Source organism: Bifidobacterium sp. ESL0769, assembly GCF_029395495.1.
Classification (GTDB): domain Bacteria; phylum Actinomycetota; class Actinomycetes; order Actinomycetales; family Bifidobacteriaceae; genus Bifidobacterium.
Map to the genome: position 1 here is coordinate 1,176,261 of NZ_CP113918.1, position 26,241 is coordinate 1,202,501.

Here is a 26,241-nt window from a genome sequence, read left to right on the forward strand (position 1 = left end):
GATAAAAGGGGTTCTGATAGCCCTTGGCGGATCTGTGATTTTCACGGTGTGCCTAGGGCTTTTCATGGCATTAACCTTGCTGGTTGTCTCCATGGAAGAAGGCGGCGGCACACTTTCCGGCCAATCGGTTCCGCTGACGTTGGCGATTGTACTTTTGAGCCAAGGCGCGAGTTTCCGCGCTGGGGCCATCACACTGAGCATTGTGCCACTCTTCCTGATGGTTTTGCTCATCTGGCTGATAGCATGGCTAACCAAAGTACTTTCCGGAAATCCCAAAGCCTATGTAACGGGCTTGCTACTGTGGGTCGCCATCATGTGGGTATTCACGCAGAACGTCGCAGTTATTCTTGAAGACCCCATCTGGCTCGTCATGGTCAAGACGGCCATCGTTTTCACCGTCGGTTTCCTGTGCGGTGCTTTGCCACAGTCGAAATTCATGAAACGGTGCGTCACCTTCATTCGCGACAACATTTCTAATCGTCTCACCGTTGCCCTGAAACTCGGACTCACCAATACCATTGCCCTGCTTCTAGGCTATCTTACTATCGGCTTCATCACCGTGATGGTCTGGGTCGTCACCAACCAAAGTGCCATGGTGCGTGTCTTCCACTTGGCCAATATGCAGACCGGTTCCCGGATCATGACTACGATCTGCACCCTGGCATGGCTGCCGAACCTTTGCCTGTGGGCGATTTCCTGGCTGTTCGGTTCGGGATTCACCATCGGAGACCTTGCATCATTCACGTTATGGAACGACCACGCTGCAGGCCTTCCTGCAGTGCCGATTTTCGCGATATTCCCGCAGGCGGTATCCAACGATGTCCTCCGCGTCTGCTTCATATCGATTCCACTCGTCTGTGGCCTCCTTATCGGAGCCGTCGAGCTGTTTCTACCGCGCTGCTTCGCCATCGGTGCCGGCAAACCGGAAGAGCCGTTGAACATCGGCAGAATTATCGGCCAGTTCATTTATCCGATTCTTTCCTTCTTCCTCACCAGCGCCTTGATGGCATTGCTGATGAACATTCTCTTCGGTCTCTCTTCCGGGGCTTTGGGACAGCATCGCCTTGCCCATGTCGGTGTGGATTCGGCCGCTTCCTCTCGGGTGGTGTGCCTGCCCACTGCCCTTGGTTTTTCGTTCGCCTGGCTGCTCTCCGTCGTGGTCGTCGCCATGGTCTTTGCGATGCGATTGTTCTTCGGCTATCTGAGAGCCCAAGGAAAAACGAACGAAAACGGGAATGATGGCACAGACGAAAATAGCGATATCGGCAATGCCGTTTCCACATCCTCAACTACTTCAGCCTCATTATCAGCTGCCGGTTCAACGCCGGAAGATGAGACGGAAATCCCATAATACCGCCACAACAAAGGGAGAAACAGATGACAGACACCAATCGCAGAATTCGCCGCGCCTTGGTCTCGGTTTACGACAAAACCGGTATCGAAGGACTTGCTGATGCCTTTATTAAGGCCGGCACTGAAGTCGTTTCCACCGGCTCCACGGCTAAACGGCTTGCCGAACTAGGCGTCGATGTCACCGAAGTACAACAAGTCACCGGTTTTCCCGAAAGCCTTGGAGGACGGGTCAAAACGCTCGATCCGCATATTCACGCGGGAATCTTGGCAGATATGACCAATCCGGCACAGGCCGAAGAGCTCAAATCGCTTGATATCAAGCCGTTTGACATGGTCATCGTCAATCTCTATCCGTTCGCCGATACCGTCCGGTCCGGGGCGAGTGAAGCCGATATCATCGAGAAAATCGATATCGGGGGACCGTCTATGATCCGTGGGGCTGCGAAGAACAGTGCCAGCGTGGCCGTCATCACCGATCCCGCTGATTATGCGTTGACCGCACAGCGTGTGACCGACGGTACCGGATTCTCGGCAGAAGAACGGCATTGGTTGGCCGCCAAAGCGTTCGAAACAACGGCAACTTACGACGCTACCATTGCCGAATGGACCGGTAGCCACTGGCCGAAGCCGGCAAGCATTGCCGATGGCACCTCTGCAGTCACCCGGGATACAAACAAAGCGGAGGAGAACAAGCAGGCTCAAGAGAGCTCCGAAACCGAGCTATTCCCCGCACATCTGACCCGTACCTGGGACTATGCTCATGGGCTTCGTTATGGCGAAAACCCGCACCAGCAGGCGAGCCTGTACGTCGATGCGCTGGACCAGACCGGCTTCGCGCATGCCGAACAGCTTGGCGGCAAGCCGATGAGCTACAACAATTACGTCGACGCCGATGCGGCATGGCGTGCGGTCTGGGATTTCGCGCCGCAGATTGCCGTGGCTGTCTGCAAACACAACAATCCTTGTGGTCTCGCGATTGGCAAGACCGTCGCCGAAGCCCATCTCAAGGCTCACGCCTGCGATCCGATGAGTGCTTACGGCGGGGTCATTGCGGCGAATTCCGCCGTCACTCTTGAAATGGCTCAGAACGTCCGTCCGATTTTCACCGAAGTCATTGTGGCCCCGGATTACGAGCCTGAGGCGATGGAACTGCTCAAAGCTCACAAAAAGAATCTGCGTATCCTCAAGGTGGCGCAGCGGCCGCATACTAGCATGCAGTTCCGTCAAATCGACGGCGGCATCCTGGCGCAGTCCATCGACCGAATCGACGCCCCTGGCGATAATCCGGCAAATTGGAAACTTGTTTCCGGCGAAGATGCTGATGCCGATACGCTTCATGATCTGGTATTCGCATGGCGTGCGATTCGGTGCGTGAAATCAAACGCTGTGCTTTTGGCTCACGATGGGGCTACGGTAGGCATCGGCATGGGGCAGGTCAACCGTGTGGATTCCTGCCATCTGGCCGTCGAGCGAGCCAACACGCTTGCTGATGGCGCGAATCGTTCGAAGGACTCAGTCGCTGCTTCTGATGCGTTCTTCCCGTTCGCCGATGGTGCCGAAGCATTGATTGATGCGGGTGTCAAGGCAATTGTGCAACCTGGCGGGTCAATCCGCGATAAGGAAGTGATCGTGGCCGCACAGAAGCGTGGCATCACCATGTATCTGACGGGAACGAGACACTTCTTCCACTGAGCCGGGTGTAGTGAAGCCCAGCTGAGCTGAGTGGAAACGAATAAAAAACGCGGTTAAGTGTCAGACTATCGATAACTTCATAAACTAAAATACCGGTACGCGGCTAAACTGGCTCACGTACCGGTATTTTTATCGTAAAAGGAATGACCATGTCCCACAAGCATCCGTATGTCTCCGAGAAAAACGAAGGCAAACCGCTGTTCGAATGGGGAGTGCTGGGTCTGGTCATTGTTGCCGCAGTATTGGCAGGCCTCGGACATACAATGGCCGCCACAGCGGTATTCGCTGCGACGGCCATTATCACGGGACTTATCAGATTGATCTTGAAAGACCGAAGCCCTTGGAAAATCCGTTCAGTCGGATTCGACGCCTTTATGGGCATCGCCTTGGGAATCGGACTGCTGGTTGTTTACTTCAGCATTCGGCTGATGATGTAAACAACGCTTTTCAAGCGTTATCAGTCAATCCGATTAGTCTTTGGTTTCACTGAAATTGATGCTTTCGATGGTTGCGTCATTTGCGTCATTGTCGGTAGCATCCTGAGTAGCTGAATCCTCAGTCTTGTTTGAATCGCCAAGGAATGGCATTTGGAAATCAGCGGACTGCTCAGAAGATTCAGATTCCGCGTCCTCAACTTCACTCTTGGAATCGTTGTCGTCCTTCTCCCAGTCAGCGGTGACGTCAAGAGCTTCAACGTCTTCCTCATGCTTGCTGGAAAGCATTTGCGCGACGATGGCGACGATGGCGACGACGGCCGCGGCGAGAATCGAGCAGATCCAGAAGATCAGGAGCTGCTTCAACGGGTTTACGGCAAGACCCGCGTTGTTGGCAAAGATGGCGATGCCGGTGGCACGTGCAGGGTTGAGCGAGGCGCCGGTAATCGGATAGGTGAAGGTGACACCGAGTGCGTATGCAACGCCCATGATAGCCGCCGCGTTCTTAGTGGCCTTACCGTCATCATCAATAGCACGCAGCGAAGCCGCTACCACGATGACCGTGGCGAGGACCTCGACGATAATCGCGAAGAAAATGCCGAAACTCACGCCGGCCTGTTGCAACTGTGCGGAGGAAATGGAACCCTGATCATAGCCGTTGACCGCATTCGCGAACCACATCTTGGCCGGCGCAGCCTTGGAAGTCGGCAATACGAACTTGACTATTGCACCGGCTCCGATGCCGCCAAGAACCTGGGCGATGATGTAGCAAAGGCCATTGATGAAATTGGTCTTGCCGGTCAGCATTGCCGCCAACGTCACTGCCGGGTTGAATTGGCCACCTGAGAACTTGCCGAAGATGAAGGTCATGGCAGCGTAGGCCAGGCCCGTGGCTGCGGCGATTAGAATCGCGCTGGGGCCATAGAGCGATGGGCTCAACGCAGAAACGAGATAAATAGCAAGAAAAATCAGGAAGCTGCCGACGAGCTCGCCCAAAATACCCGAAATCGAAATGGATTTCCCGCTCGTACTGCCTGTGTGTTGTGCTTTTTGTTCCGTCATCAATTATTCCTTTTTATATATGAATTGACGCCATACAACACAATATGATAGCAAGAGGGCGGTAATTACTGTATACTGGTTTCTAGTTGTGTTCACGTAGAAAGTATTACGTAGATACGCAGCGAATTCAGTACGCGACGAAACGTTGTATGAGAACGCTTCGCAAGGCCACGTTGGGAGAACGATGCCACACGCATATTCACACGCCGAGAAGGCGCATCACGAAAATTACGATGAAGGGATTCGCCTTCAAAAACTCTTGGCGCAGGCCGGTTTCGGCTCGAGGCGCAAGTGTGAGGAAATCATCACCGAAGGCCGAGTGGAGGTTGATGGGGAACTGGTGACTGAGCTCGGCACCCGTGTCGATCCTTCGAGTCAGCAGATTCGCGTTGACGGGTCAAGAATTCGGCTCAACAACAAGCACATCACTCTGGCGCTCAACAAGCCCAAGAAGGTGCTCTCCACCATGGACGATCCGAAGGGGCGCTATACGCTCCGCGACATCGTCGGCGACAAATACGAGCGCATTTTCCATATGGGACGCCTGGATTACGAAACCGAAGGCCTCATCTTGATGACCAACGACGGCGAGCTCAGCCAGCACGTCATGCACCCGCGTTACGAGGTCAAGAAGACCTACGTCGCCACGCTTGACGGACGCATCAGCGGCAACATCTGCCGGCGTCTGGTCACCCAAGGCGTCAATTTGGACGACGGGCTTATCCGTCTCGACCATTGCGCCATCATCGATTCCTCGCGCGACCAGACCATCGTTAAGGTCGTGCTGCACTCGGGCAAGAACCGCATCGTCCGCCGCATCTTTGGCGCCGTCGGTTTCCCGGTGCGTAGGCTCGTACGTACGCAGATCGGGCCCATCAAGCTCGGCGATCTGAAGCCGGGGTCGTACCGCGTGCTTTCGCAGACGGAAGTCCGTTCGCTCTCCAAGGAGGTTGGTCTGTGATACGAGTAGCCATTGACGGGCCTGCGGGAGTGGGCAAATCATCGACTTCCAAGGCGCTGGCCAAATATTTCGGCTATGCCTACCTCGACACCGGCGCCATGTACCGCGCTGCGGCTTGGTGGTGCCTCAAACAGGGTGCTGATTTGGATGCTGACGTAGTTGACGAGCAGGTCATCACTGAAATGGTGGGGGACCTGTTCACCGGCGACCATTTCGATATCGGGGTTGATCCTGATGACCCGAAGGTTCTGGTTGACGGCGAGGACATCAGCGAGGCGATTCGCGATTCGAACGTCTCCTCACACGTCTCGAAGGTCTCGAATATCGTGCCGGTACGGCATCTGCTGATTGCCGCGCAACGGGCGTATATCAACCGTGAGGCTTCTGTCGATTCATTCTCGAAGGGTGCCGGAATCGTTGCCGAAGGACGCGACATCACCACTGTCGTTGCTCCGAATTCGGAAGTGCGTGTACTTTTGACTGCGCGCCCGGAAGTGCGTCAGACGCGGCGTACCGGGCAGTCTGCTGCGGGCGCTGGCGTTGGTGCAGATAACGTCATCGCCCGCGACAAGGCCGATTCCAAGGCTACCAGCTTCCTTGAAGCGGCCGATGGCGTAACGACTGTCGACAACTCTGATTTGACGTTTGAACAGACGCTTGACAAGCTTATTGCATTGGTCGATGCGGCCGTTGAGGAGCAGTCATATAAGCAGTACGCCGCGAACCTTGAAGGTTACGACCTTGACGAGGAAGACGAGGCGCTGCTTGCCGGCGAAACGGTTGACGGCGATACCGCTGCTAAGCAGAAGGCCGTTGGCGTGCTTGCGGTGGTCGGAAGGCCTAACGTCGGCAAATCGACACTGGTCAACCGTATTCTCGGCCGTCGCGCGGCCGTCGTGGAAGACACTCCCGGCGTGACCCGCGACCGCGTAAGCTACGACGCCGAATGGGCCGGAACCGACTTCAAGCTGGTCGATACCGGCGGTTGGGAAACCGATGTCGAAGGCATCGAATCCGCCATTGCTTCGCAGGCGCAGGTGGCTGTGGGTCTTTCCGACGCCGTGGTATTGGTGGTCGATGGACAAGTTGGTATTACATCTACCGACGAGCGAATCGTCAAGATGCTCCGAGAAAGCGGCAAACCGGTCGTGCTGGCCGTCAACAAGATCGATGACGGTTCCAACGAATACCTGGCTGCCGATTTCTGGAAGCTTGGTCTGGGCGAGCCTTACGGCATTTCCGCAATGCACGGCAGGGGAGTGGGCGACCTGCTCGACGTGGCTGTGGATACGCTCAAAAAAGCCAAGAAGACCTCCGGATTCCTGACGCCCACCAATCTGCGTCGCGTTGCCCTGATCGGCAAGCCGAACGTGGGCAAGTCCTCGTTGCTCAATGAACTGGCACATGAGGAACGCAGCGTCGTCAATGATTTGGCCGGAACCACGCGAGATCCGGTCGACGAGATCATTCGCATCGGCGACGAGGACTGGCTCTTCATCGATACCGCCGGCATCAAGCGTCGTCTGCACAAGCTTTCCGGCGCCGAATACTATTCGTCGCTGCGCACGCAGGCAGCCATCGAACGTTCCGAGCTTGCGCTGGTGCTGTTTGACGCTTCACAGCCGATTTCCGACCAGGACTTGAAGGTGATGAGTCAGGCCGTTGATGCCGGACGCGCCATCGTGCTGGTGTTCAACAAGTGGGACCTGATGGACGACTTCGACCGCCAACGCCTCGAACGCCTGTGGCAGACCGAATTCGACCAGGTCACCTGGGCTCAGCGTGTCAACCTCTCCGCCAAGACCGGCTGGCACACCAACCGTCTGCTGTCGGCAATGAACACTGCGTTGGATTCGTGGGACAAGCGCATACCGACCGGCAAACTCAACTCTTTCCTCGGCCGCATCCAGTCCGCCCACCCGCACCCGTTGCGCGGCGGCAAGCAGCCTCGCATCCTGTTTGCGACCCAGGCCTCGACGCGTCCGCCGCGTTTCGTCATCTTCGCCACGGGCTTCCTCGAACACGGCTACCGCCGCTACATCGAGCGCCAGCTGCGTGAGGAATTCGGCTTCGAAGGCACCCCGATCCAGATCTCGGTGCACATCCGCGAGCGCAAGTCGAAGAAGAAGTAACGACTGTTGACGTTAAGAATGTGGGTCGTGAGTTTGTTGTGAGCTCGCGACCCACATTTTTATACGCGACTCATATTTTATAGTTGAATGTGAGACCACATCCTTATTGTTGAATCTGTATCGGTCGCCCTTATTAAGATTTGTCTTCAGTGAAAGATGCAGATTGTGCTTTTACGATTTTGCTGAGGTTCGTGGTTTTGTGCTTATTCACAGAATTCAGCTTGTTATTACTTCTCCGGTGTCCGACATTTCTGACTTATTATTTCGAGCTTCTGCCTGTGCAACTCAGGCCCCTATATTCTTTGCGCCACGCCGATAGTAGTGGCACTGCCACATTTGTGCTAAACTTCTTTCTCGGTGCTTTGCACTGTTCGGGTCGTAGCGCAGTTTGGTAGCGCACTTGACTGGGGGTCAAGGGGTCGCGGGTTCAAATCCCGCCGACCCGACGAATATCGTCGGAATTCCAACCTTTTGAAGGTTCAGGATTCCGGCGTTTTTCATAACCGGTCAACATTAGTCAACATTGCCGCAGATACTCCCCAACAGTCAACATACAGTCAACATCAAAAGTCAGTCCGCAAGATCCTCGGCACGCACCCTCGGCACACCCGAGACATACGGCACCGGCATCGACTGGAACGAATTCCACACCGCCACCAGATACCCCAACCAGACCTACTAGAAAACCAAACCGCCAGACACACAATTTGGCCTATATCCCTAAGTTCGGGTTAAGTAAACAAAAGTGTGTCTTATTCTGTCCGGATGGTGGTCATGCCGAGTATCCGGCCCATCCGTGTCTGATGCCGAAGCCTGATTCGTAGGCATCGACGGCGGGGTCGTCGGGGGCCGGCTGTTGCACGGAGCGCCGGTCGAGTCCGGGAAGGGCGATGCCGTGGCCGGTATCCCTGTGTTTCGGTTTTCTTTTCCGGAGCGCGTTTTTGGCGAGCCGTTCGGGTTCGGGGTCTTGGGTTCTCATGTAGAGGAGCCATTCGCAGACGCGTCTGGCGTGCTGCGGGCTGAGGCCGTTGTGGCGTCGCATGGCGTCCTTGACCGGCTTGTTGGTGCCGCCCTCGAGCATGTTCGTGTTCCACGCGACCGGCCCTCCGGCGGTCAGTTCGGGGTCGAGCCAGGTGAAGAGCATGCCGGCGGCGTTGAGCCTGGCGAGCCGGTGGTAGGCGTCGCGGGCCTTCTGGTGGGTGTACCAGGTGCGGCGGAACCCGGTGTCGGGATCGGTGGCCACGGTCCGCTCGTCCAGCCATTCCCTGTTCTCCCCGTACCATTCCTGCAGGTCGGCCATCCACTGCCGCGCCTGTTCGGGGGTGCCGCAGCGTTCCGCGTTCACGAGCCGTCTGGCCAGTTTGTAGAGCGCCTTGCCGGGTGCGGTGCGCGGTCTGGAGGTCAGGTCGCGCCTGGTGTTCCGCAGCACGTGCACCAGGCAGCGCTGGACCCTCATGCCCGGCCAGCGCGCGCCGATGGCCGCGAGGCAGCCGACGCCGCCGTCGCAGACCACGACGTCCGGCCGTGGGATGCGGCGGAACAGGGCCAGCCAGGCGGCCTTCTTCTCGGTGTCGCACCACTGGAACGCCAGCGGCCTGCCGTCTTCGGCGTCGACGGCCACGAGCAGGCACCAGCCGTTCAGGTACGTGCCGTCCACCTCCACGCAATGCGCCTTCCCGGGCTTCGGGAGGACAGGCCTGATGCCCCAGCACCAGGCGGTGCGTTTCGCGAACCCCTGACGGGTGGTGACCCCGATCGCCCGGGCGGCCTGCAGGACGTCCGTTTTGCCCAGCACCCAGCCCAGCCATGCCCGGAACTCGGCCAGGCGCTTGGCACCCGGCCTCGCGGCGATGCCGCTCGCCGAGCACGCGTCGCACCTCCAGCGCCGCCGCCCCGCCTTCGTGTATCCGTTCCCGCGCATCGGCAGCCCGCACAGCGGGCAGCGCCTCGCCCTCGATGATCTCCTCCTGGCCATACCGCCATGCAACAGCCAGCACACAACCGCGCGAAAGTCAAGCCGGGAGACGAAAGACCGGTGTTCAACGCCACAAACGTTAAACACAGGCCCGCACGCCTACTCCCGCAACGTCAAACCCCGAAAATAAGACACACTTTTGTTTACTTAACCCTAAAGTTCTCATGCCTAAGCTGGCTGGCGCTTCAGTGTCTTCAAATCGTCGTTGTTGGCGATATTAGATTGTCATAAGTGTTTTGCAGATAGTGGATGTGTGCATGTCCTCACCGTCCATACCGTGGAACCGAAGAGCCTGATACTGATGCGGTTGCGCCAGATGATAGGGAGTAAGGTGGGGCCTTCTGAGTCGCGTTACGCGATGAGGATGCGGCGCTGTTCGTGGTATCTGAGGGTGGAGCGGGCAGGCGATGAGCCACGAGATGTTGCCGGTGCGCAGGATTGCTTCGTCCGTTTCTTCTATCATACGATGTTGTGGGTGTGTCATCGTTTGTGTAGAACCAAGGTTTTTATAACCTGCTCGTAGTGCTTATAAGCGCAGACGCATCCGATTAGAAAAGAACATATAGAGGTTTGAGGCTTGAGAAAAGGTTCACATGTGCCAGCGGCATCGACGGCTTCAGGTGACGGAAAGTGGTCGACTCGTTGAGCGGCATGCGCACATTTGTGTGCCGCTGAACCATTGTGTGGGGTGTTGCGCAGGGCCCAAATTCAGCAGCAGTATGAGAGGTCGTGACTTCGACTTAACAGCTGGTACAATGCTGAACTCGACAACACATGGAGATTACTATCGTCATGGAGATGTAAGCGCTATCATGGGTCAGACATTGGCGAAGCTGTCTACGTTCGCGTTCGTGTTCCTGTATGACTTTGTCTGGGCAGAGATATAACGTGCTAGTTCGGCCAGATAGTCGTAGTACAGCGTTTAAGATAATTCGGTAGGGCAACCTTTTTTTCATGGGCCCAATTACAGATTTCCCCAAAAGTCGGGGAGATGATGTTCATCTGCCGTTCATTCCAGATAAAGACCGTATATTGTACGGTGACCCATGATGAAAGAGCTTGGAAAAACGTTCTCCCCTCCGCCGCCCGTTTTCATCGGTATAAAAAGCATGACCATGCTGAAAACCACACCGAACAACAAATAGGGAACTGATTTGTCAAACCATACGATGTCTGCGGGCGAATCACGTGATTCTGCAGCAGACAGGTCATGGCAGGCGAATAGCGAGATTACGCTTTCCATAGTGAGTGCTAGACCGGTCACCCATACGAACCAGTCCATGCGTTTATCCTCGAGCATTTCGATGAATGCGCATCCCAGAAACATGACATACAGGACTGTCAAGCATTTTGCGGTCCCTGATCTAATCGAACGGGCGGGTGATGACACGGTCATGAGTCTGACAGCTACACAGGAGACAAACGCACCTACCACGAACATACCGATCATCAGAATGGAACTGTAGTTCTGTCGATGACGGGAATCATAAACCAGCGAACAACAACATAGGACAATAATGAATAGTATGACGACAATAACCCCTATAGAGTTTTCGTATTCTTTGTCAACGGCGGCAGGTGACGTCTTCCACATCACAGATGCGAGATTACAGAACAAACCGACAACGAAAATTAGAAGGCAGGATCCAAAGAGTAGGAGACCCGGGCCTAATAGCATTACCGATACTTGTCCATAAGGCAGTACGCCTGCCAGATTTACCGTCGCCATACCTAACATCGCCCATGGCATCATTTTGGGGCAGTATCTCATAGCGAATTTCGAGTATGTGCGATTCATTTTATTGCGCTTTGCCTTCGCACGCCAATGCATGTCGCTCATCTTGGAACCGGTAACCGCAGCCGGGATAATGAACAACAGCACGGCATCAAACCAGATCTTGATTTGTGAACCTTCTACGCGAGCAAGCAGTACTGCTGGTTCGTCATACATAGAAAGGAACGTCAGCGAAAACACCATTCTTGAAAACGGATCCTTCAAACTGCGGTAAAAGTCCGCAGCGATAAGACAGACTAAGGCAAAAACTCCGATAGCGGAAACAGCGACGCCGACTGACAACGAAAGTGTGCCCGCCGTTCGAAGTCTAGGGGACCTGAAACCAAATTATCTGATTGTCCACCAGGTGAGGCAATAAACCATGCCGGCGATTGACGACGTCTTCAACGACACAACGGCATTGCGATTGAAAGCCCTTCGAATCCAAACTAACACGAACGTATATTATTTCTCAAAGAATTTCCGTGCTCAGGGAAGACCGCATAGCAAGATGGGGTAATGAGATTTGGGTTTGTAGATATCGTTCAAACTCCATATTGCAGCATTTTTCTTGTCAAACAACTGTTGCCACAGTTCACAGTGAAGTGGTGTCATTTTCTGTGATCGTCGAAGGAGTCAATCGAAATATCATAATCTTGGACCTCGAGAGACTATCGCTTGCCGTCTGTTGTATTGGTTTCGTTCTTGCCGACTTGGGCAGGTTGGGCTTTTGCATTGAGGTAGTGAGAACGTTACTTCCATCGAGCTATCGGGAAACTGGTGATATACAGTCTCCGCGCATGGAAGTGAGACGAGTGAAAAGAGGCCATGCGATGTGCCTCTCATCGGTTCTACTGCATGATCTCCTGTGGCAAACACGTGAGTAGAAAACAGCTGTTTAAATTGGTCGGATGGGATGCGACGGTTGCGAGTCCGGAACCCGTCGAAGGCATGGATGCCTTCCATGCATCCGTATTGTTACGGGAACCCGCTGATAGTGGTGTAATAGCCTATATGTGTCCATTCCCGGAAAATTCCGCAGCTTAGTAAAAACAGAGCTCCGCTAAAACCATGTGTTGGGGTCCGAATTCGTTTGGGGACGCAGATAGTCATCGAAATCGGTATTTTCCTACGAGAACTCATACGGTTCATTAGGTTTTGAGATCATCCTTATAAGTTTGACTTCCCTGTAATAATGAAAATCAAGCAAGAGCATCAGATTAGAGCCCAGTCTGTAATCTGATTTCATCTAAGTAGTCATAGACATCCAAGCAGCAACTTACGGCACTGGGATATGGATGGCAAAAACATAATCCGACAGGAACATCCTGTGATTACTGACTTCAGGCACGATGGCTTCCGTTATTAACCATTGCTAGTTGTCCATCTTGTTTTTTCAAGTTATCACGAGTCTCCTTGAAAATTCGAGTTACTAGGAATTTACAGTACTGTTTATTGCCAACGGTTTCAGCCATTAATCCAGCAAAGGGTCTTGTGTTCAAGTCATAGCGAATCAAGAAGAAATCGTCAGAGTTTTAAAATTGTCGGGAATATCTGAATACTGGTTTCGTTTTTACAAAATTATTGCTCGGCTTGTTTATCGTTCTTTTCTGCTTCTTGTACTCTTGTACTGGGATATATCCGTTCGTCATATATTTGTTTAATATAAGAAGCTGTTAGTAGCGAAAAAAGCATGGTCACTACTCCATTTATGTTCTCCGGAGAACCGGTTAGATATCCATAACCAACCACAGCATCAAATACTAATCCCAACATGGCATAGAACCATGTTCTCAAAAACCAGTTTATATTCCGCCTATGCCTAACGTCATATAGAGCAATAAGTCCAACGACCATATCTGTTATCGTCATAAATAGAAAAAGAAAGCTAATTCTGTTCCATAAATCTGGATTTGAGCCCATTAACTCACATCCAAGAAAACTACTAACGGCGTTATACAACAAATGAAGTAAAACAACTAAAAATATACGCGAGCACCAACCGTGAGGAATAAATTCTACGGGAAAGGAAAACCAGAAGCCGAAGCACCACAATAATACAGTCAGTGGAATGCCATATTTTTGGATGGATTCTGTGACCGTGGGAATCATGAACTGTAGCAAATGCACCGAACACAAAGCTACTAAAAATCCGAATATGATCGTTAAAGGCCAACGGGCTTTCTTCAATGTATTTGGATGTTTCGAAAGCCATTCTTCAATATTGTTCAGCATACATTTAATGTTACTTAACTTCTCAATAGAAAAAGCTATTCCTAAAATGGTGATTTGCGGATTTGGATTTAAATATATTCTCTCATTGCACCACAACGGTAGTGTCCGGTAGTTTGCGCACTTTGGGTTTTGGGATTTGATAGGGGCATGGCCCCTTGCCTGTGTACGATTTTCAAGCGTTGACAAAGAAAACCGATTGGAAGCAGGTGGGTGCCATGCCCGCCAGCAGAATCATACAGGTCGACGAGTCCAAGTTCGAGACCGAGCTCGACAGGATGGTGTCGAAGAAGGTCGAGGAGATCCTCAACGCGATGCTTGACGCCGAAGCCGAACAGGTCGTGCAGGCGGGGGATACGAGCGCTCGGACGGCCGGAAGGCCTACCGTGGAGGCCATTACGAACGCAATCTGACGGTGAAGGCCGGCAGCATGAGCGTGAGGGTGCCGAAGCTGAAGGGGGCGCTGTTCGAATCGGCCGTCATCCAGCGCTACCGGACGTGCGAGTCGAGCGTCGAGGAAGCGCTCATGAGCATGTACTTCAGCGGGGTGTCGACCCGTCAGGTTGACGCGACCGGCGAGCAGCTGTGGGGCGACCGCATGCCGCCCCACAGCCTGAGCGACGACCTGAAGAGAGTCTACAAGGGCATCGATGCGTGGCGGAACAGGCCGTTGGGACGGGCCTTCCCGTACGTGTTCATGGACGGGATATGGATCAAGCGAAGCTGGGGCGGGAGCATCGAGAACGTCAGCGTGCTGGTCGCCATCGGCGTGGCCGAGGGCATGAAGGAGGACGCGGCCCCAGCTGGGAGTCGTTCATCCGCAGCCTCATCGCCCGCGGTCTGGCCGGCGTGCGCCTGGCCGTGGACGACCGCAACCCCGGGCTCGTCCACGCCGTCGGCGAGCTGCTGCCCGGGGCGCCTACCAGCGGTGCATGGTCCACTTCGAGCGCAACGTCCTCGCCAAGGTGCCGAGAAGGGAACGCAAGCCCGTCGCCGCCAAGCTCAAGGCCATATTCGCGCCATGGAGGACCGTGACAGGACCCTCGCCAAAGCCGAATCGGTCGCCACGGAAACTGGACGGCATGAAGCTGAAAGAGGCCGCCAAATGCCTGCGCGAGGGCATCGGCGAGGCGACGACCTACCAGCTGCTGGAATACCCGTCGGAGCGCTGGAGGCTGATCCGCACGAACAACATGATCGAACGCCCCGACCGCAAGATACGCCGCAGGACCGGTCGTCGGACAGTTCCCCGACAGGAAGAGCGCCCTCATGCTCGTCACCGCGAGAATCCGCCATGTCACCCAGGACTGACCGGACCGCCGCTACATGGACATGTCACTGCTCGAGCCGATAATGGACGACACGGCTGGAACATTGCACACAGGCGATCAAGACTGAAAACCAAAAGTGCGCAATTACAGGTTGACTCAATCCCATATACAGAAGAGGTCAGCAGTAATTAACCGCTTTTCATTCCCAACAATATCCGTATCCTTTATCGTTAAGAGGAAAATACAAATTTGATTAGTGTTTAGGATTTAATTATTTTCTTTTTCTTTTATTTTTTCTTGCTCGATTTGTTTTGGTTTTCTTTTTTCGTTTTTTGGTTTTCTTTTTTGGTTTACTTTCCCCTTTTTTATGCAGTAGATCTCTCCACTGGTCAGCTCTATTTTTCACTTCTGTTTTCAGATTATTTTGAGGAAACACATCACTTTCTTGGATTGGAGCTCCCCATTGTGGACTATCCGCGTATTTGAGCAAAACATTTAATCGTATAATCCAGTCTATAATGACTGAAGTTAAAAAAAGAAGACTGCAGAATTTACTAAATATATTTATGATGAGCGGTGATATTTCTACATTAGTATTTGAATATCCAAAGATAAATAATATTAGCTGGTACAGTTTTAACACATAATTAAATCTCCACAGACAAAACAAATTCACGAGGGAAAGAACAATTGAAATTAATGTACCAACATAAGGAATCGTTCTGAATGCTTTGATAAAGATTCTTGGCACATAAACTCCTGCAGCAACGATATATATCGCATAAGCTACAACAGCAATAAGTATAAACAATAAATTTACGGATTGTATTATTATTTCACAAAATCCGATGAATATTCCCAGCCCAACAGAATTCATAATCCAAGTTTCTTGTAAGCCGAAATTCAACCATTGATGAGCTTCTTTGTTCAATATTGGTATGAAAAGTAATGTCAGACAGCTAAGAATGCCCATGAAAATGATAGCAAGACAAACTTTAATACAGAACCAGAAATTTTTCCCATCTTGCCTTGCGGTATTAATATTCTTCCATACCGTTTTAATCTCTTTTTTGTGATGCCAAAGCCAAGGCACTTTGTGGCGATTTTCTATCAGACTAGAAATTTGATTTTTTAAGATGTCGCAAAAATCTTGCCAAGCTTTCTTGGTCTCAGTCCACAATTCTCTCATGGATTCGTGGGATTCTGTCTGGCTCATTGGTTTCCTTAATTTTAATTCTACAAATAAATTATCAACTTCACTATTTAGTGACATTTTATAAGCATTACAAAATTGTAACATACTTGGGCAGTAAAATCTAAGGAATTTTGGGCTTAGACCCAATCAAACGGAACATCAATCTATGCACATTCTCACTACACCTGATAGGTCTCAATGTATCACCAGCCTGTCGGCTCTACATAGCCAACAGTGGCTTTTAGCCGGATAATGCAGAAAGGTATAAGTATGAACATCAATCCGGCCCATATACTCCAGCAACTTTCGTCTCAGGTGGGAAAGCAGCAACTTCAGTACTGGCTTATAATCATTGTCAAGCAGGTCAATGATGACGAATCCACTATCAGTCAGTCGAAAATCGATTAAACACTCGTCATTAATTGAAACAATTACTACCTACTATTTTAAGCTGTGAGAGGCTGCATCAACTTTATTCTCGAAAAATTAAGTGAGGATAAAATACTTGGATGAAAATGCAAAGACTGCTTGTTATACTAGAAGCAATTAATGGGGTTCTAGGCCAGAATATTTCGTTTATGCCCGTGGTTTGGTCTTGTGAGAGTAAGCATTTCGCCCTATTATTTTTTCTTTTGGGAATTTTAGGAGGCTTTCAAGGTAGTCCAAAACGTTGTTAGGACGAGATTGAAGAAGGTTAACGGTGCTCGTCGAGCGGCGGACAGATGAAGAAAGATGGCAGGACACCGAAGAGTATCAGCGGTGGCGCTGCCCGGAATGCTCGGTCAACCGGGTGGTGCGCAACGGGAAGGGCTGTACTGCAATACTGCGCGACCAGGACTCTTTCGTCGACCGGTTACTGGATGGGCACACCTTGGCAGAGGAGGGACACTCGTTCCGCTGGAACCGTCGTTGGCGCTGGCAAGTCGATTCCATCATCGCGATGCCGAAGGCGAAGAACCATGTCCCGGAGATTGACGGACCTACGTCAACGGCCGCTGCCTGCCGGTCCTCATCGACGGAATTACAGGCCCGTCAGTCCGTATTCACTGGTGCTCGCACGAGTCGATCGCGGGTACCGGGGTCTGCTCCATGGCGCGCTGCCCCGGACATGCTCTATGCGATGAGATGCACGACATGGAATGGGCCGCTCGGGAGGAATGGCTGGCACAAGGTTGTCTGGCACACGTGCACGGAGACACGAACCGTGACTACACCCACCGGCCTAAGACGCAGGCTGCAAAAAACTGCGGAGACTGTCCTCATGGCTGTTCGGGGTGCATGCGGCAGAGGAGGCGGCGAGATGCCCGATGCCTGGTACGAGAAGTGGAAAAGTATGGTCACGGTCAAGGAGAATCCGAAGGCTGCAGTGGGCCTGAAATGGTGGTGGACGTACAAGCGGCTCCGCCCGCTGCAGTAAGAGGCTCGAACGTGTGTTCCGCGACAGAAGCCTATTTGCCTACGTCGACCCCGCGTTCCGGCCCGCGGCGGGGTTCCCTCAAAACCGACCGGCTATCAATCGGATGCTCGAAACCACCACAGCATGCACAGACAACACATGATGGGTACCTGCGAAAAGAAATATTACACGAGAAGCGGACGCCCCAACACAGGAGCCGTGCTTGACACCTAGCTGAAGAACTGGCACAACCTCGAAGCTCGGTGAAAGGAGAAGACAAGACTGCCAGAACCTGCCACGGTGACGAGCCCGTGCTGGACCAAACCTCCCAAGCAGCTTCTCGCCCCACGATCCCGTCCTGAACGTCAACGAATCAGGCTTCGGCATCAGACACGGATTGGCAGGGACAGGCTCATGGAAGCCAGAAAACGATTCTAAAACCCAATATTCTCGCCTGTAAACAGATGAAACCGATAAGCGACAGAAGAAGCGTCTTATGATAGGAAAAATTATTACGCTACGTATGATGAATAATATCTAAAGGTATTTTCGAGGTCTTTTTCTTCGTAAAACAGTTTATCATCCAACAGAAGCCATTAGTTATACATTTTCTTTATAAATAGCTGATAACGCTTTCAGTCCATATTTTTGCGTTGTTCGGTGATGTCTTTTGAGAAGTCCATATTGCCTAAAGCATTGGTGAGCTTAATAACGGTATTGTGGAGGAATAAAGTGGTCCCAAGCTGGTCAACATAGGGTAAGCGACGACGTCTTGGCAATTGATAACGATAGATACGGTGCTGAACTATTTTTCTTCGAGGAGCTTGCCATTGATGTGCTTTTAAAGGAAGTGTAAGGTGAAGAAACATTCGGTTCAGACTCTGAAACTGGATACTCGACATTCCAACACACTGGTAAGAAATAATATTGCTGTAAACCAAATCGCACATTTTTACTGTTCGTTTACGTTTCATCGGTATTGCGTCCAGCAAGCTTTCAGAAAAGCTAGTATGGTTGAAAAGTATGCTTATTGGTGGTCGCAGATGGCACCGCCGATAAAGACAGAGAACACTCGACTACGAAAGAGGTGCGGCTTGGAAGACGCCTTCGAAGCTTCGGCGCAAAAGATGCACGAAGCGCATATGAGCGATGTGGCCATTGCACAATTCAAGAGACTTTACGAGGAATGGCAGCACAACGCAGCCAGCAGCTGGATTCGCGAGGACGCTGTCGAGCCATTGCAGGATGTGCCCAGTTTCCATGACGTATACAAGACCATCGACCACGATCAGGCGGTTCACGCCTTCGCCAAGACGGCGTTCCTTAAGCTCAACGGCGGGCTCGGCACCTCGATGGGCTTGGACAAGGCGAAGTCACTGCTTCCCGTCCGCCGTCACAAAGCCCGCCCGATGCGTTTTATCGATATCATCATGGGCCAGGTCACCACGGCCCGCCAGCGTCTCAACGTTCCGCTGCCGTTGACCATGATGAATTCGTTCCGCACTTCCAAAGACACCATTGAGGCGCTTAAGGAAAGCAAGAATTTCCACCAGGAAGATATTCCGCTTGAGATTGTGCAGCATCAGGAGCCCAAGATCGATCTTGAAACGGGCAAACCGGTAGACTTTCCGGAAAATCCGGAATTGGAATGGTGTCCGCCGGGACACGGTGATCTGTTCTCCACCATCTGGGAATCCGGTCTGCTGGACATTCTGGAAAGAAAAGGTTTTGAATATCTATTTATATCCAATTCCGATAATCTCGGCGCACGTCCTTCGCGTACGCTCGCGCAGTATTTCGAGAACACCGGTGCGCCGTTCATGGTTGAAGTCGCCAACCGCACCTATGCGGACCGCAAGGGTGGCCACTTCGTCCGTGACAAGAAATCCGGCCGGCTCATCCTGCGCGAGATGACACAGGTCAATCCAGACGACAGGGAAGCCGCGGAAGACATAGAGCGTCACCCTTACTTCAACACAAACAGCATCTGGGTGCGCATTGATGTTTTGAAAGAAAAGCTCACACAATACAACGGTGTGCTGCCGTTGCCGATCATCCGAAACTACAAGACCGTCGACCCCACCAATCCCGACTCCGCCAAAGTGGTGCAGCTGGAAACAGCCATGGGTGCGGCGATCGGTCTTTTCGACGGCGCCATTTGCGTGCAGGTCGACCGCATGCGTTTCCTTCCGGTCAAAACCACCGACGATCTGTTCATCATGCGTTCCGACCGGTTCCATCTCACGGATTCCTACGAGATGGAGGATGGCAATTACATCTTCCCGGATGTGAAGCTTGACCCGAAGTATTACCGCAATATCGAGGATTTCAACGATCGTTTCCCATACGCGATCCCATCGCTGGCTGCCGCCAATTCGGTGACCATCAACGGCGATTGGACGTTCGGCCACGATGTCGTCTTCTATGGCGATGCGGTTTTGAAGGATCAGGGCAAGCCGAGCTACGTGCCTAACGGCGAATTCGTGGGGCCGCAGGGTATCGAGCCCGACGAATGGCTTTGGTGATTTGATGATTTGTTCAACGAATCGGGAATCGCGGTGGTAAAGTCAAAACGTCGTGATTTCCGATTCGTTGGCAGATACAGTTTGATTTAGAGACAGATTTAGATAGATGCAGACAGATACTTTTGATAAATATAGGCAAAATCGGAAGACGGCGCTTTTAAGCAATCAAACGGTTTCAGAAAGCGCATGACACGCTTTAAAACGTGAGAAAAAGAATTAAATTTGTAAAAATCCGCAATTTACTAGAAAAAGCATCTAATATAGATAAGGATGTGCGTCACAAGTCGCACACTTTTACTTGAACATTAACGATACGTGAGGACTAATGGCAGAAGGAAGCAACGGAAGGCGACGTTTTTCCGACAAGTGGGGCAAGCACGAATTGGATGTGCTTGCTGTCCTATCATCTGCGTTCCCACAATGGTTGACTTCACGGCAGATAGCGCAGCGGGTCAAGGCATACGCTGACTCCTACGGAGAGTTGGCCGATCAGGCCGCAAAGGCGGCGTTTGCCAAGCAGTTCCAGCGCGACCGCGCCAAGCTCGCGGCGATGGGCATCGCCATCGAATCGCGTCAGCCGGAATATTCTTCGAAGTCCGAGGGACAGGATTTCGCGTCCTATCGTTTGCAGCTTGGCGATGAGCCAAGGGTGCGTCTGCGCTTCAAGCAGGAGGACCTGCCGGTGCTTGCCGCAGCGAACTATTTGGCACGTTCGATGTCGATTTCTTCGTCCTCAGCGAAACACGAGGAGCAACATACTTCCCGGACGGCGCCTCGTGTGCCGCAGACTCCGACGCCAGGTCTTGGTCTTGATTCCATCGCTCCGGGTCTCGGCACCCAGCCGATTCCCGACAACCTGATGAAGGTGGTGGACCAGCGACGTTTCGCAGCCACCATCGACGTGGACGGCGGGCATATGAACGTCGCCTACACCGATTCCGACGATTTGGCCATGTTCATGCTTGAGCATCCAGGTTCCTCGGTGGTTTCGCCGCAGGAAGCGGTTGACGCTTGGAACCGCAGGCTCAATGCCGCAACGAACTTCAAGCTTGCAGACGAAAGTCAAGGCGAGATTGGGGAAACCATCGTCACCCCGGCGATCAGCAAAACCACTGCCAACGGCGAAATCGATTCGGAAAGCGGGAAGTCGCATTCCAAGCGCAACTCCTCCTTCCAGACCGGCAGCGAGGTTGATCGCAGGCTGCGCCTTATGCTCTTCCTTTCCGCTCACTTGGGCGAGGAATATTCCCTGGAAGAACTTGCGGAACGTTTCATCGGCGAGCCCAAGACCGAAGACGAGAAGAAGAAGGGCGTCGCGGTCATCCGCAAGGACATCAACACGCTTACCACCGTTTCCGACGATGGCGAGATGGCCGGCAGCCAGTTCTTCGACATCGATTGGTCGCTACTGGATGCCGACGGCATCGTTTCGGCCACCAATTCGTTGGGCCTCGAACGCCTTGCAGGTATCTCGCAGCAATATCTGAGCATGCTTACGGCTTCTGTGAGTTACCTTGCGCATTCTTCCTTGCTCCCGATGGAACAGCGTGAACAGGCCGAATCGCTCTATGTCCGCCTGCGCCAGCACGTCAAGCCGGGGGAGACCCCTTGGCTTTCCCTGACCGGTTACGAGGTCGAGCCACGCAGTTTCAGCGTGGTCAAGCGCGCCATTTCCACCGATTCGCTATTGGATATGGAATATACCGACGGCACCGGCCGCACGCGTCGCAAGCTCGTCGCACCTTCCAAGATTTTCGTGGACGAAGGTGTGTATTACGTTGCTGTCTGGACGGATGTGGCCAAGGCCGCACCGAAGGACGAGAAGAAATTCGTTTCCAAGGACACGACCATCAACAAGGCCACCGGCCAGCCACGCATCTGGCAGGTCCTGCGTCTTTCCCGCATCGAAAAGGCCGATCTGGTCAAACCGACCGCCCAACTCGATATTCCCGATGTTCCGGTTGCCGAGCTGCGCAAGTGGAGCTTCGACAACGGTACCCCAACCGTCTTCATCACAGACAAGCCGGATTTGCCGTTCATCAAGACGCTGCCTGGAGCCACGGTCGAGCGTTGCGGCGACGGCGAGAAGGTGCATCTGACGGTTTCCTCGGATTCGTGGTTCGTGGCCTTTGCCATCGCGCACGCCCGCCACATCACGGCAGTCGCGCCGGAACCGCTGCTGACGATGATCGTTGCTCGCGCACACCGTGAGCTGAGCCTTGAGAACAACAACCAGCAGGATCAGGCTTAAGCAGTTTTGCCGCAGGAATTGTTGATTGCTGTTTGCAGCAGAATAATTCATCAATAATTCAACATCGAACGAAACCTGAAAGGGGAGTCACATGCCTTGGTGGGGTTGGATCATCGTAGCGTTGGTCGTGCTTGCAGCTCTCGTAATCGGTCTCGTCTATGCAGGAATTCATGCGGTTCGCGCGGCACATAGCGTTTCGGATACCGGCAAAGAGATTCAGAATTATCTCGATGCCATGCAACAATCCAAATCTTCCAGTGACACCCGCGAAAAGCCGTTGTTCACGCAACCCTTGTCGACGGCAGCGCATCGGTATAGCCTGGCTCAGACCGAAGTGGAACGCCGTCGGATTGCCCGGCATAACCGTCACGCAAAGCGTTGGAGTATCTGGAAGAATAATCGCGTTCCGTTTACCGGAAACGTGCCGGCAGGGAGCAATCAGGCGGTTTCGCAATCCTCGAATCAGCAGGCTTTCGATGGCATTGTCGACGAAAAGCGCTCGACCTTAGCTGAGCAGTATCCGAATACCACCCATCGGAATATGGCGAAGGCCAATTAAATGATGGTTCTGCTGTCTATCGCATTTATTCTTTCAAAAGTTAAAAGCATATCCGACGTTCATGAATCGACAGTTTCGTTCTTATGAGTCATTCACATCATTCCCGTCACAAAAAGCATTCCGATCTGGATTTCGAGGATTTCAACCCATCGGTTGACAACAGTTCGGACGATGAACGACAGCTTTCGCCGTCACAACGTTACGCCGCGTTCAAAAAACACAGTACATACGAGAGGTCAGAGGCGGCGAAATTCGCCAGAACGTTGCCGTTCGAACTCGACCCCTTCCAGATAGAGGCGGATGAGGCACTCGAGGCCGGAGACAATGTGCTGGTTGCGGCACCGACGGGCGCAGGAAAGACCATCGTCGCCGATTTCGCCATGCATCTGGCGCAGGAAAAGAACGTGAAGGCGTTCTATACCACGCCGATCAAGGCTTTGAGCAATCAGAAATACCATGATTTGGTCGATATCTATGGTTCGGATCACGTAGGGCTTCTGACCGGTGACACTTCCATCAATTCGGAAGCCAACATCGTGGTGATGACCACAGAAGTCCTGCGCAACATGCTCTACGAAAACTCGGAAACGTTGCGGGCGTTGCGCTACGTGATTCTTGATGAAGTGCATTATCTGGCTGACAAATTCCGTGGACCGGTGTGGGAAGAGGTCATCATCCACCTTCCTAAATCCGTTAAAATCGTCGGTCTTTCGGCAACCGTTTCCAACGTGGAGGATTTCTGCGCTTGGATTGAATCCGTTCGTGGTGCTACCAAGCTCGTTGTCTCCGAAAAGCGCCCGGTGCCCCTTGAACAGCACGTCATGGTGCAGAGTGACGACCAGCACGAACCCGAACTCATCGATCTTTACCGGCATAATAAAAACGGCGTGCAGACCGACAAACTCAACGCGAAGCTCGTTGACCGCATTGACCAGCTCGACCGCAAGGCGGCATCACGTGCGCATGAAGAATGGCGTAGGGGCAAAAACCGGCATCGCAAGGGAGTAGAGAAACGGCGCAGGCCCGGCCAAGTACGTCGCTATACACCCCGTCGATGGGCTGTGGTCGATGAACTGAACTTCATGGGGCTCCTGCCTGGCATCTACTTCATCTTCTCGCGTAACGGCTGTGACGAGGCGGTTGAACAATGTCTCCGAGCCGGGCTTGAACTGACTACCAAAGACGAAGTCATGCGTATCCGGGCCATCGTCGACGAGATGGTGGAAGGCGAACTTGACCACGCCGATCTCAAAGCGCTCGGTTTCGCCCGTTTCCGTTACGCGCTGGAAGAAGGCTTTGCACCTCATCACGCCGGCATGGTCGCACTGTTCCGTCAGATTGTCGAGCGTCTTTTCGAAGAAGGCTTGGTCAAGATGGTCTTCGCCACTGAGACACTCGCTTTGGGCATCAACATGCCGGCCCGCTGTGTGGTCATCGAAAAGCTTGAGAAGTTCAACGGCGTCGATCACGTAACACTGACACCAGGGGAATACACACAGCTCACCGGCCGTGCAGGTCGACGTGGCATCGACACCATCGGTCATGCTGTTATTGTCGACCATCAAGGCTTCGTGCCGGCCACTGCCGCCTCGCTTTCCAGCAAGCGTGTCTACCCGCTGCATTCGAGTTTCAAGCCGACCTTCAACATGGCCGTGAACCTGCTCAATTCCAGCAGCTACGAGACCGCGCGTGACACGCTCGACCATTCGTTCGCGCAATGGGAAGCCAACGAATCGGCCGAAGACTTGGAATCGCGTATCCAGACCCTTCAAAAGGCTGTGGAAGGCTACGAAAAGGCGTTCGCCTGCTCGCACGGTGATTTCAAGGAATTCATGACCATTCGCCAGAAACTTTCTTACTTGCAGAAGGATGAACGCAGGCATCTCAAGCGCCGGAGTTTCGCCAGCGACAAGGCACGAACCGAAGCGTTCCGTGCACTCGACCAGCGTATTGAGCAGCTGAAAACCGAAGAAAGCGAACATCCCTGCAAGTCTTGCCCGGACTTCCAGAACCATCTGAAATGGGGACACCGCTGGCTGCGGGAATCCAAGGAACTGCGGCACGCACGAGGACGCTACGAATCGCGCACCGGTTCCGTGGCACGTCAGTTCGACCAGATCTGCAATGTGCTTTCTTCTCTAGGTTATCTCAAGGAAACCCATGGGAATACCGATAAATATTCTTCCTATGAAGATCATCAGGGCTCACTTTCGACGGCGGCGAATCGTGAAGGCGCAACTTCAACGCCAACAATCAATTCCCAGCCCGCAGCACAGGAAACCCGCGATTACCGGCTCACCATGCGGGGTCAGCTGCTACGTCACTTGTATAGCGAATATGATCTGGTGCTCTCTGAAGCCATCACCGATGGTTTTCTGGATGGACTCGAGCTGGAAGAACTCGCGGCTACCCTGTCTGCGCTCGTCTACCAGGCGCGCAGGGGAGGAGACAACGAACCGCGACGCTACCCCGGTGGCCCTGGCGGCCCCGTCGCTACAAGTTGCCGGCATCTGCGGGACGTGTTTGCCGATGTCGAGATGATGCGTGAGGACGCTGATTTGGACGAACTGGAGCCGCTTGATTTCGGGCTGGTAGACGTTATATATGACTGGGCCAGGGGAGAGGACCTCGCTCAGATTCTGCATGGCACCGAGCTGACCGGTGGCGACTTCGTTCGTAACGCCAAGCGCCTTTCCGATGTACTTCAGCAAATCTCTACTGCCGACACCTACTATGAGGCGGGCGATCCACATCTGGCTGAAAACGCGAGGAAAGCCAACAAACTGGTCAACCGTGGTATTGTTGCGTATTCCGGAGTTGACTGAGCGTAAAACGATATCGGCGGGGGAATAATCGACTCGTCCGAACTGTTCTGTACTTTAGAAATAGACTATTAATAAGGAGAATGTATGGCGGAACGCAGCCTACGCGGTATGAGCATCGGGGCGAAATCACTCGAATCCGATGAAAATGTTGATTTTGCGGCGAGAACTGATGTGGCCTATGTATGCCCAAAGGGCCATCGTACGATTTTGCCGTTCGCTGAAGGTGCCGAAGTTCCCTCCGAATGGGAATGCCGTTGCGGTGAGGTCGCCAAGCGCGAGGATGCGAATCCTGATGAAGTCGACGAAATCAAAAAGCCGACGCGTACCCATTGGGACATGCTTATGGAACGTCGTACCGAAGACGAACTCAAAGAGCTGCTCGACAAGCGTTTGAAGATGCACCGTGAAGGCTGGTTCCCGGATTACGAGTGAGTTTTTGAGTTTTGCTCGGTAAATAACTGACGATAAAACGGTGATTGCTTGATTCATTCAGGTGATCGCCGTTTTTGTTTGCTGATTTATTGACTGTGTCGCTTAGAATCGCGCTGAGAAAATTTTGATAACGACTACTGACTAATTGGTTATTCGGTTGGTTACAATTTTG

At 52.9% G+C, this 26,241-nt stretch carries 18 protein-coding genes, 1 tRNA gene and 1 pseudogene; 14 read left to right on the forward strand and 6 right to left on the reverse strand.

Translation table 11 applies throughout. The features are described from left to right. Window positions 1–64 precede the first annotated feature (64 nt). The 3 genes from OZX72_RS04790 to OZX72_RS04800 all read left to right on the forward strand — a co-directional run bounded on the left by OZX72_RS04790 (window position 65) and on the right by OZX72_RS04800 (window position 3,482). Window positions 65–1,351, forward strand: a complete 1,287-nt coding sequence (locus OZX72_RS04790; protein ID WP_277159257.1) for a DUF6350 family protein — start codon at window positions 65–67, stop codon at window positions 1,349–1,351. Between the two features lie 26 nt (window positions 1,352–1,377). After that, window positions 1,378–3,045 carry a bifunctional phosphoribosylaminoimidazolecarboxamide formyltransferase/IMP cyclohydrolase gene (gene purH, locus OZX72_RS04795; protein ID WP_277159258.1) on the forward strand — a complete coding sequence of 556 codons (1,668 nt, stop codon included), beginning with the start codon at window positions 1,378–1,380 and terminating at the stop codon, window positions 3,043–3,045. 149 nt (window positions 3,046–3,194) lie between these two features. Next, a complete protein-coding gene (locus tag OZX72_RS04800; RefSeq protein ID WP_277159259.1) occupies window positions 3,195–3,482 on the forward strand; it encodes a DUF3017 domain-containing protein in 288 nt (95 codons plus the stop codon). Window positions 3,483–3,515: 33 nt separating this feature from the next. Here the strand turns inward: OZX72_RS04800 and OZX72_RS04805 are convergent, their stop codons facing one another. Next, the gene (locus OZX72_RS04805; RefSeq protein WP_277159260.1) at window positions 3,516–4,541 is read right to left on the reverse strand and encodes an aquaporin; all 1,026 of its coding nucleotides are present in this window, start codon (window positions 4,539–4,541) and stop codon (window positions 3,516–3,518) included. A 184-nt stretch (window positions 4,542–4,725) separates the two neighbouring features. Here OZX72_RS04805 and OZX72_RS04810 point away from each other — a divergent pair, with 184 nt between their 5' ends. From OZX72_RS04810 to OZX72_RS04825, 4 genes are all read left to right on the forward strand, one after another. Next, on the forward strand, window positions 4,726–5,502 hold the full coding sequence (locus OZX72_RS04810) for a pseudouridine synthase (protein WP_277159261.1): 777 nt from the start codon (window positions 4,726–4,728) through the stop codon (window positions 5,500–5,502). After that, the gene (gene der, locus OZX72_RS04815; RefSeq protein ID WP_277159262.1) at window positions 5,499–7,634 is read left to right on the forward strand and encodes a bifunctional cytidylate kinase/GTPase Der; all 2,136 of its coding nucleotides are present in this window, start codon (window positions 5,499–5,501) and stop codon (window positions 7,632–7,634) included. The genes OZX72_RS04810 and der overlap by 4 nt, the downstream gene beginning before the upstream one ends. 372 nt (window positions 7,635–8,006) lie before the next feature. Continuing rightward, window positions 8,007–8,080: transfer RNA gene (locus tag OZX72_RS04820), tRNA-Pro, on the forward strand. Window positions 8,081–8,157: 77 nt separating this feature from the next. Beyond that, window positions 8,158–8,316, forward strand: coding sequence for a hypothetical protein (locus OZX72_RS04825; RefSeq protein WP_277159263.1), 159 nt, complete (start codon window positions 8,158–8,160; stop codon window positions 8,314–8,316). A gap of 90 nt (window positions 8,317–8,406) precedes the next feature. Here the strand turns inward: OZX72_RS04825 and OZX72_RS04830 are convergent, their stop codons facing one another. From OZX72_RS04830 to OZX72_RS04840, 3 genes are all read right to left on the reverse strand, one after another. Then, the gene (locus OZX72_RS04830; protein WP_277159264.1) at window positions 8,407–9,555 is read right to left on the reverse strand and encodes an IS1249 family transposase; all 1,149 of its coding nucleotides are present in this window, start codon (window positions 9,553–9,555) and stop codon (window positions 8,407–8,409) included. 1,063 nt (window positions 9,556–10,618) lie between these two features. Then, window positions 10,619–11,686, reverse strand: coding sequence for a hypothetical protein (locus OZX72_RS04835; RefSeq protein ID WP_277159265.1), 1,068 nt, complete (start codon window positions 11,684–11,686; stop codon window positions 10,619–10,621). A gap of 1,278 nt (window positions 11,687–12,964) precedes the next feature. Further along, entirely contained in the window at window positions 12,965–13,618 is a 654-nt protein-coding gene (locus tag OZX72_RS04840) for a hypothetical protein (protein WP_277159266.1), read from the reverse strand. A 215-nt stretch (window positions 13,619–13,833) separates the two neighbouring features. Between OZX72_RS04840 and OZX72_RS04845 the strand changes: the two are divergent. After that, window positions 13,834–14,926: pseudogene (locus OZX72_RS04845) on the forward strand (IS256 family transposase). Between the two features lie 231 nt (window positions 14,927–15,157). On the opposite strand, the gene OZX72_RS04850 reads toward OZX72_RS04845, so the two are convergent. Next, the gene (locus OZX72_RS04850; RefSeq protein WP_277159267.1) at window positions 15,158–16,102 is read right to left on the reverse strand and encodes a hypothetical protein; all 945 of its coding nucleotides are present in this window, start codon (window positions 16,100–16,102) and stop codon (window positions 15,158–15,160) included. Window positions 16,103–16,952: 850 nt separating this feature from the next. On the opposite strand from OZX72_RS04850, the gene OZX72_RS04855 reads away from it, so the two are divergent. Then, window positions 16,953–17,498 carry a hypothetical protein gene (locus tag OZX72_RS04855; protein ID WP_277159268.1) on the forward strand — a complete coding sequence of 182 codons (546 nt, stop codon included), beginning with the start codon at window positions 16,953–16,955 and terminating at the stop codon, window positions 17,496–17,498. 614 nt (window positions 17,499–18,112) lie between these two features. Here OZX72_RS04855 and OZX72_RS04860 read toward each other — a convergent pair. Continuing rightward, window positions 18,113–18,451: a hypothetical protein gene (locus tag OZX72_RS04860; protein WP_277159269.1), complete on the reverse strand. Its 339-nt coding sequence runs from the start codon at window positions 18,449–18,451 to the stop codon at window positions 18,113–18,115. Between the two features lie 69 nt (window positions 18,452–18,520). Between OZX72_RS04860 and OZX72_RS04865 the strand changes: the two genes are divergently transcribed. The 5 genes from OZX72_RS04865 to OZX72_RS04885 all read left to right on the forward strand — a co-directional run bounded on the left by OZX72_RS04865 (window position 18,521) and on the right by OZX72_RS04885 (window position 26,069). Beyond that, window positions 18,521–20,002 carry a UTP--glucose-1-phosphate uridylyltransferase gene (locus OZX72_RS04865; protein ID WP_277159366.1) on the forward strand — a complete coding sequence of 494 codons (1,482 nt, stop codon included), beginning with the start codon at window positions 18,521–18,523 and terminating at the stop codon, window positions 20,000–20,002. A 325-nt stretch (window positions 20,003–20,327) separates the two neighbouring features. After that, entirely contained in the window at window positions 20,328–22,253 is a 1,926-nt protein-coding gene (locus tag OZX72_RS04870) for a WYL domain-containing protein (protein ID WP_277159270.1), read from the forward strand. A gap of 91 nt (window positions 22,254–22,344) precedes the next feature. Further along, window positions 22,345–22,812, forward strand: a complete 468-nt coding sequence (locus tag OZX72_RS04875; RefSeq protein ID WP_277159271.1) for a hypothetical protein — start codon at window positions 22,345–22,347, stop codon at window positions 22,810–22,812. A gap of 83 nt (window positions 22,813–22,895) precedes the next feature. Beyond that, window positions 22,896–25,637: a DEAD/DEAH box helicase gene (locus OZX72_RS04880; RefSeq protein WP_277159272.1), complete on the forward strand. Its 2,742-nt coding sequence runs from the start codon at window positions 22,896–22,898 to the stop codon at window positions 25,635–25,637. An 84-nt stretch (window positions 25,638–25,721) separates the two neighbouring features. After that, a complete protein-coding gene (locus OZX72_RS04885; RefSeq protein ID WP_277159273.1) occupies window positions 25,722–26,069 on the forward strand; it encodes an RNA polymerase-binding protein RbpA in 348 nt (115 codons plus the stop codon). The last annotated feature ends 172 nt before the right edge of the window (window positions 26,070–26,241 follow it).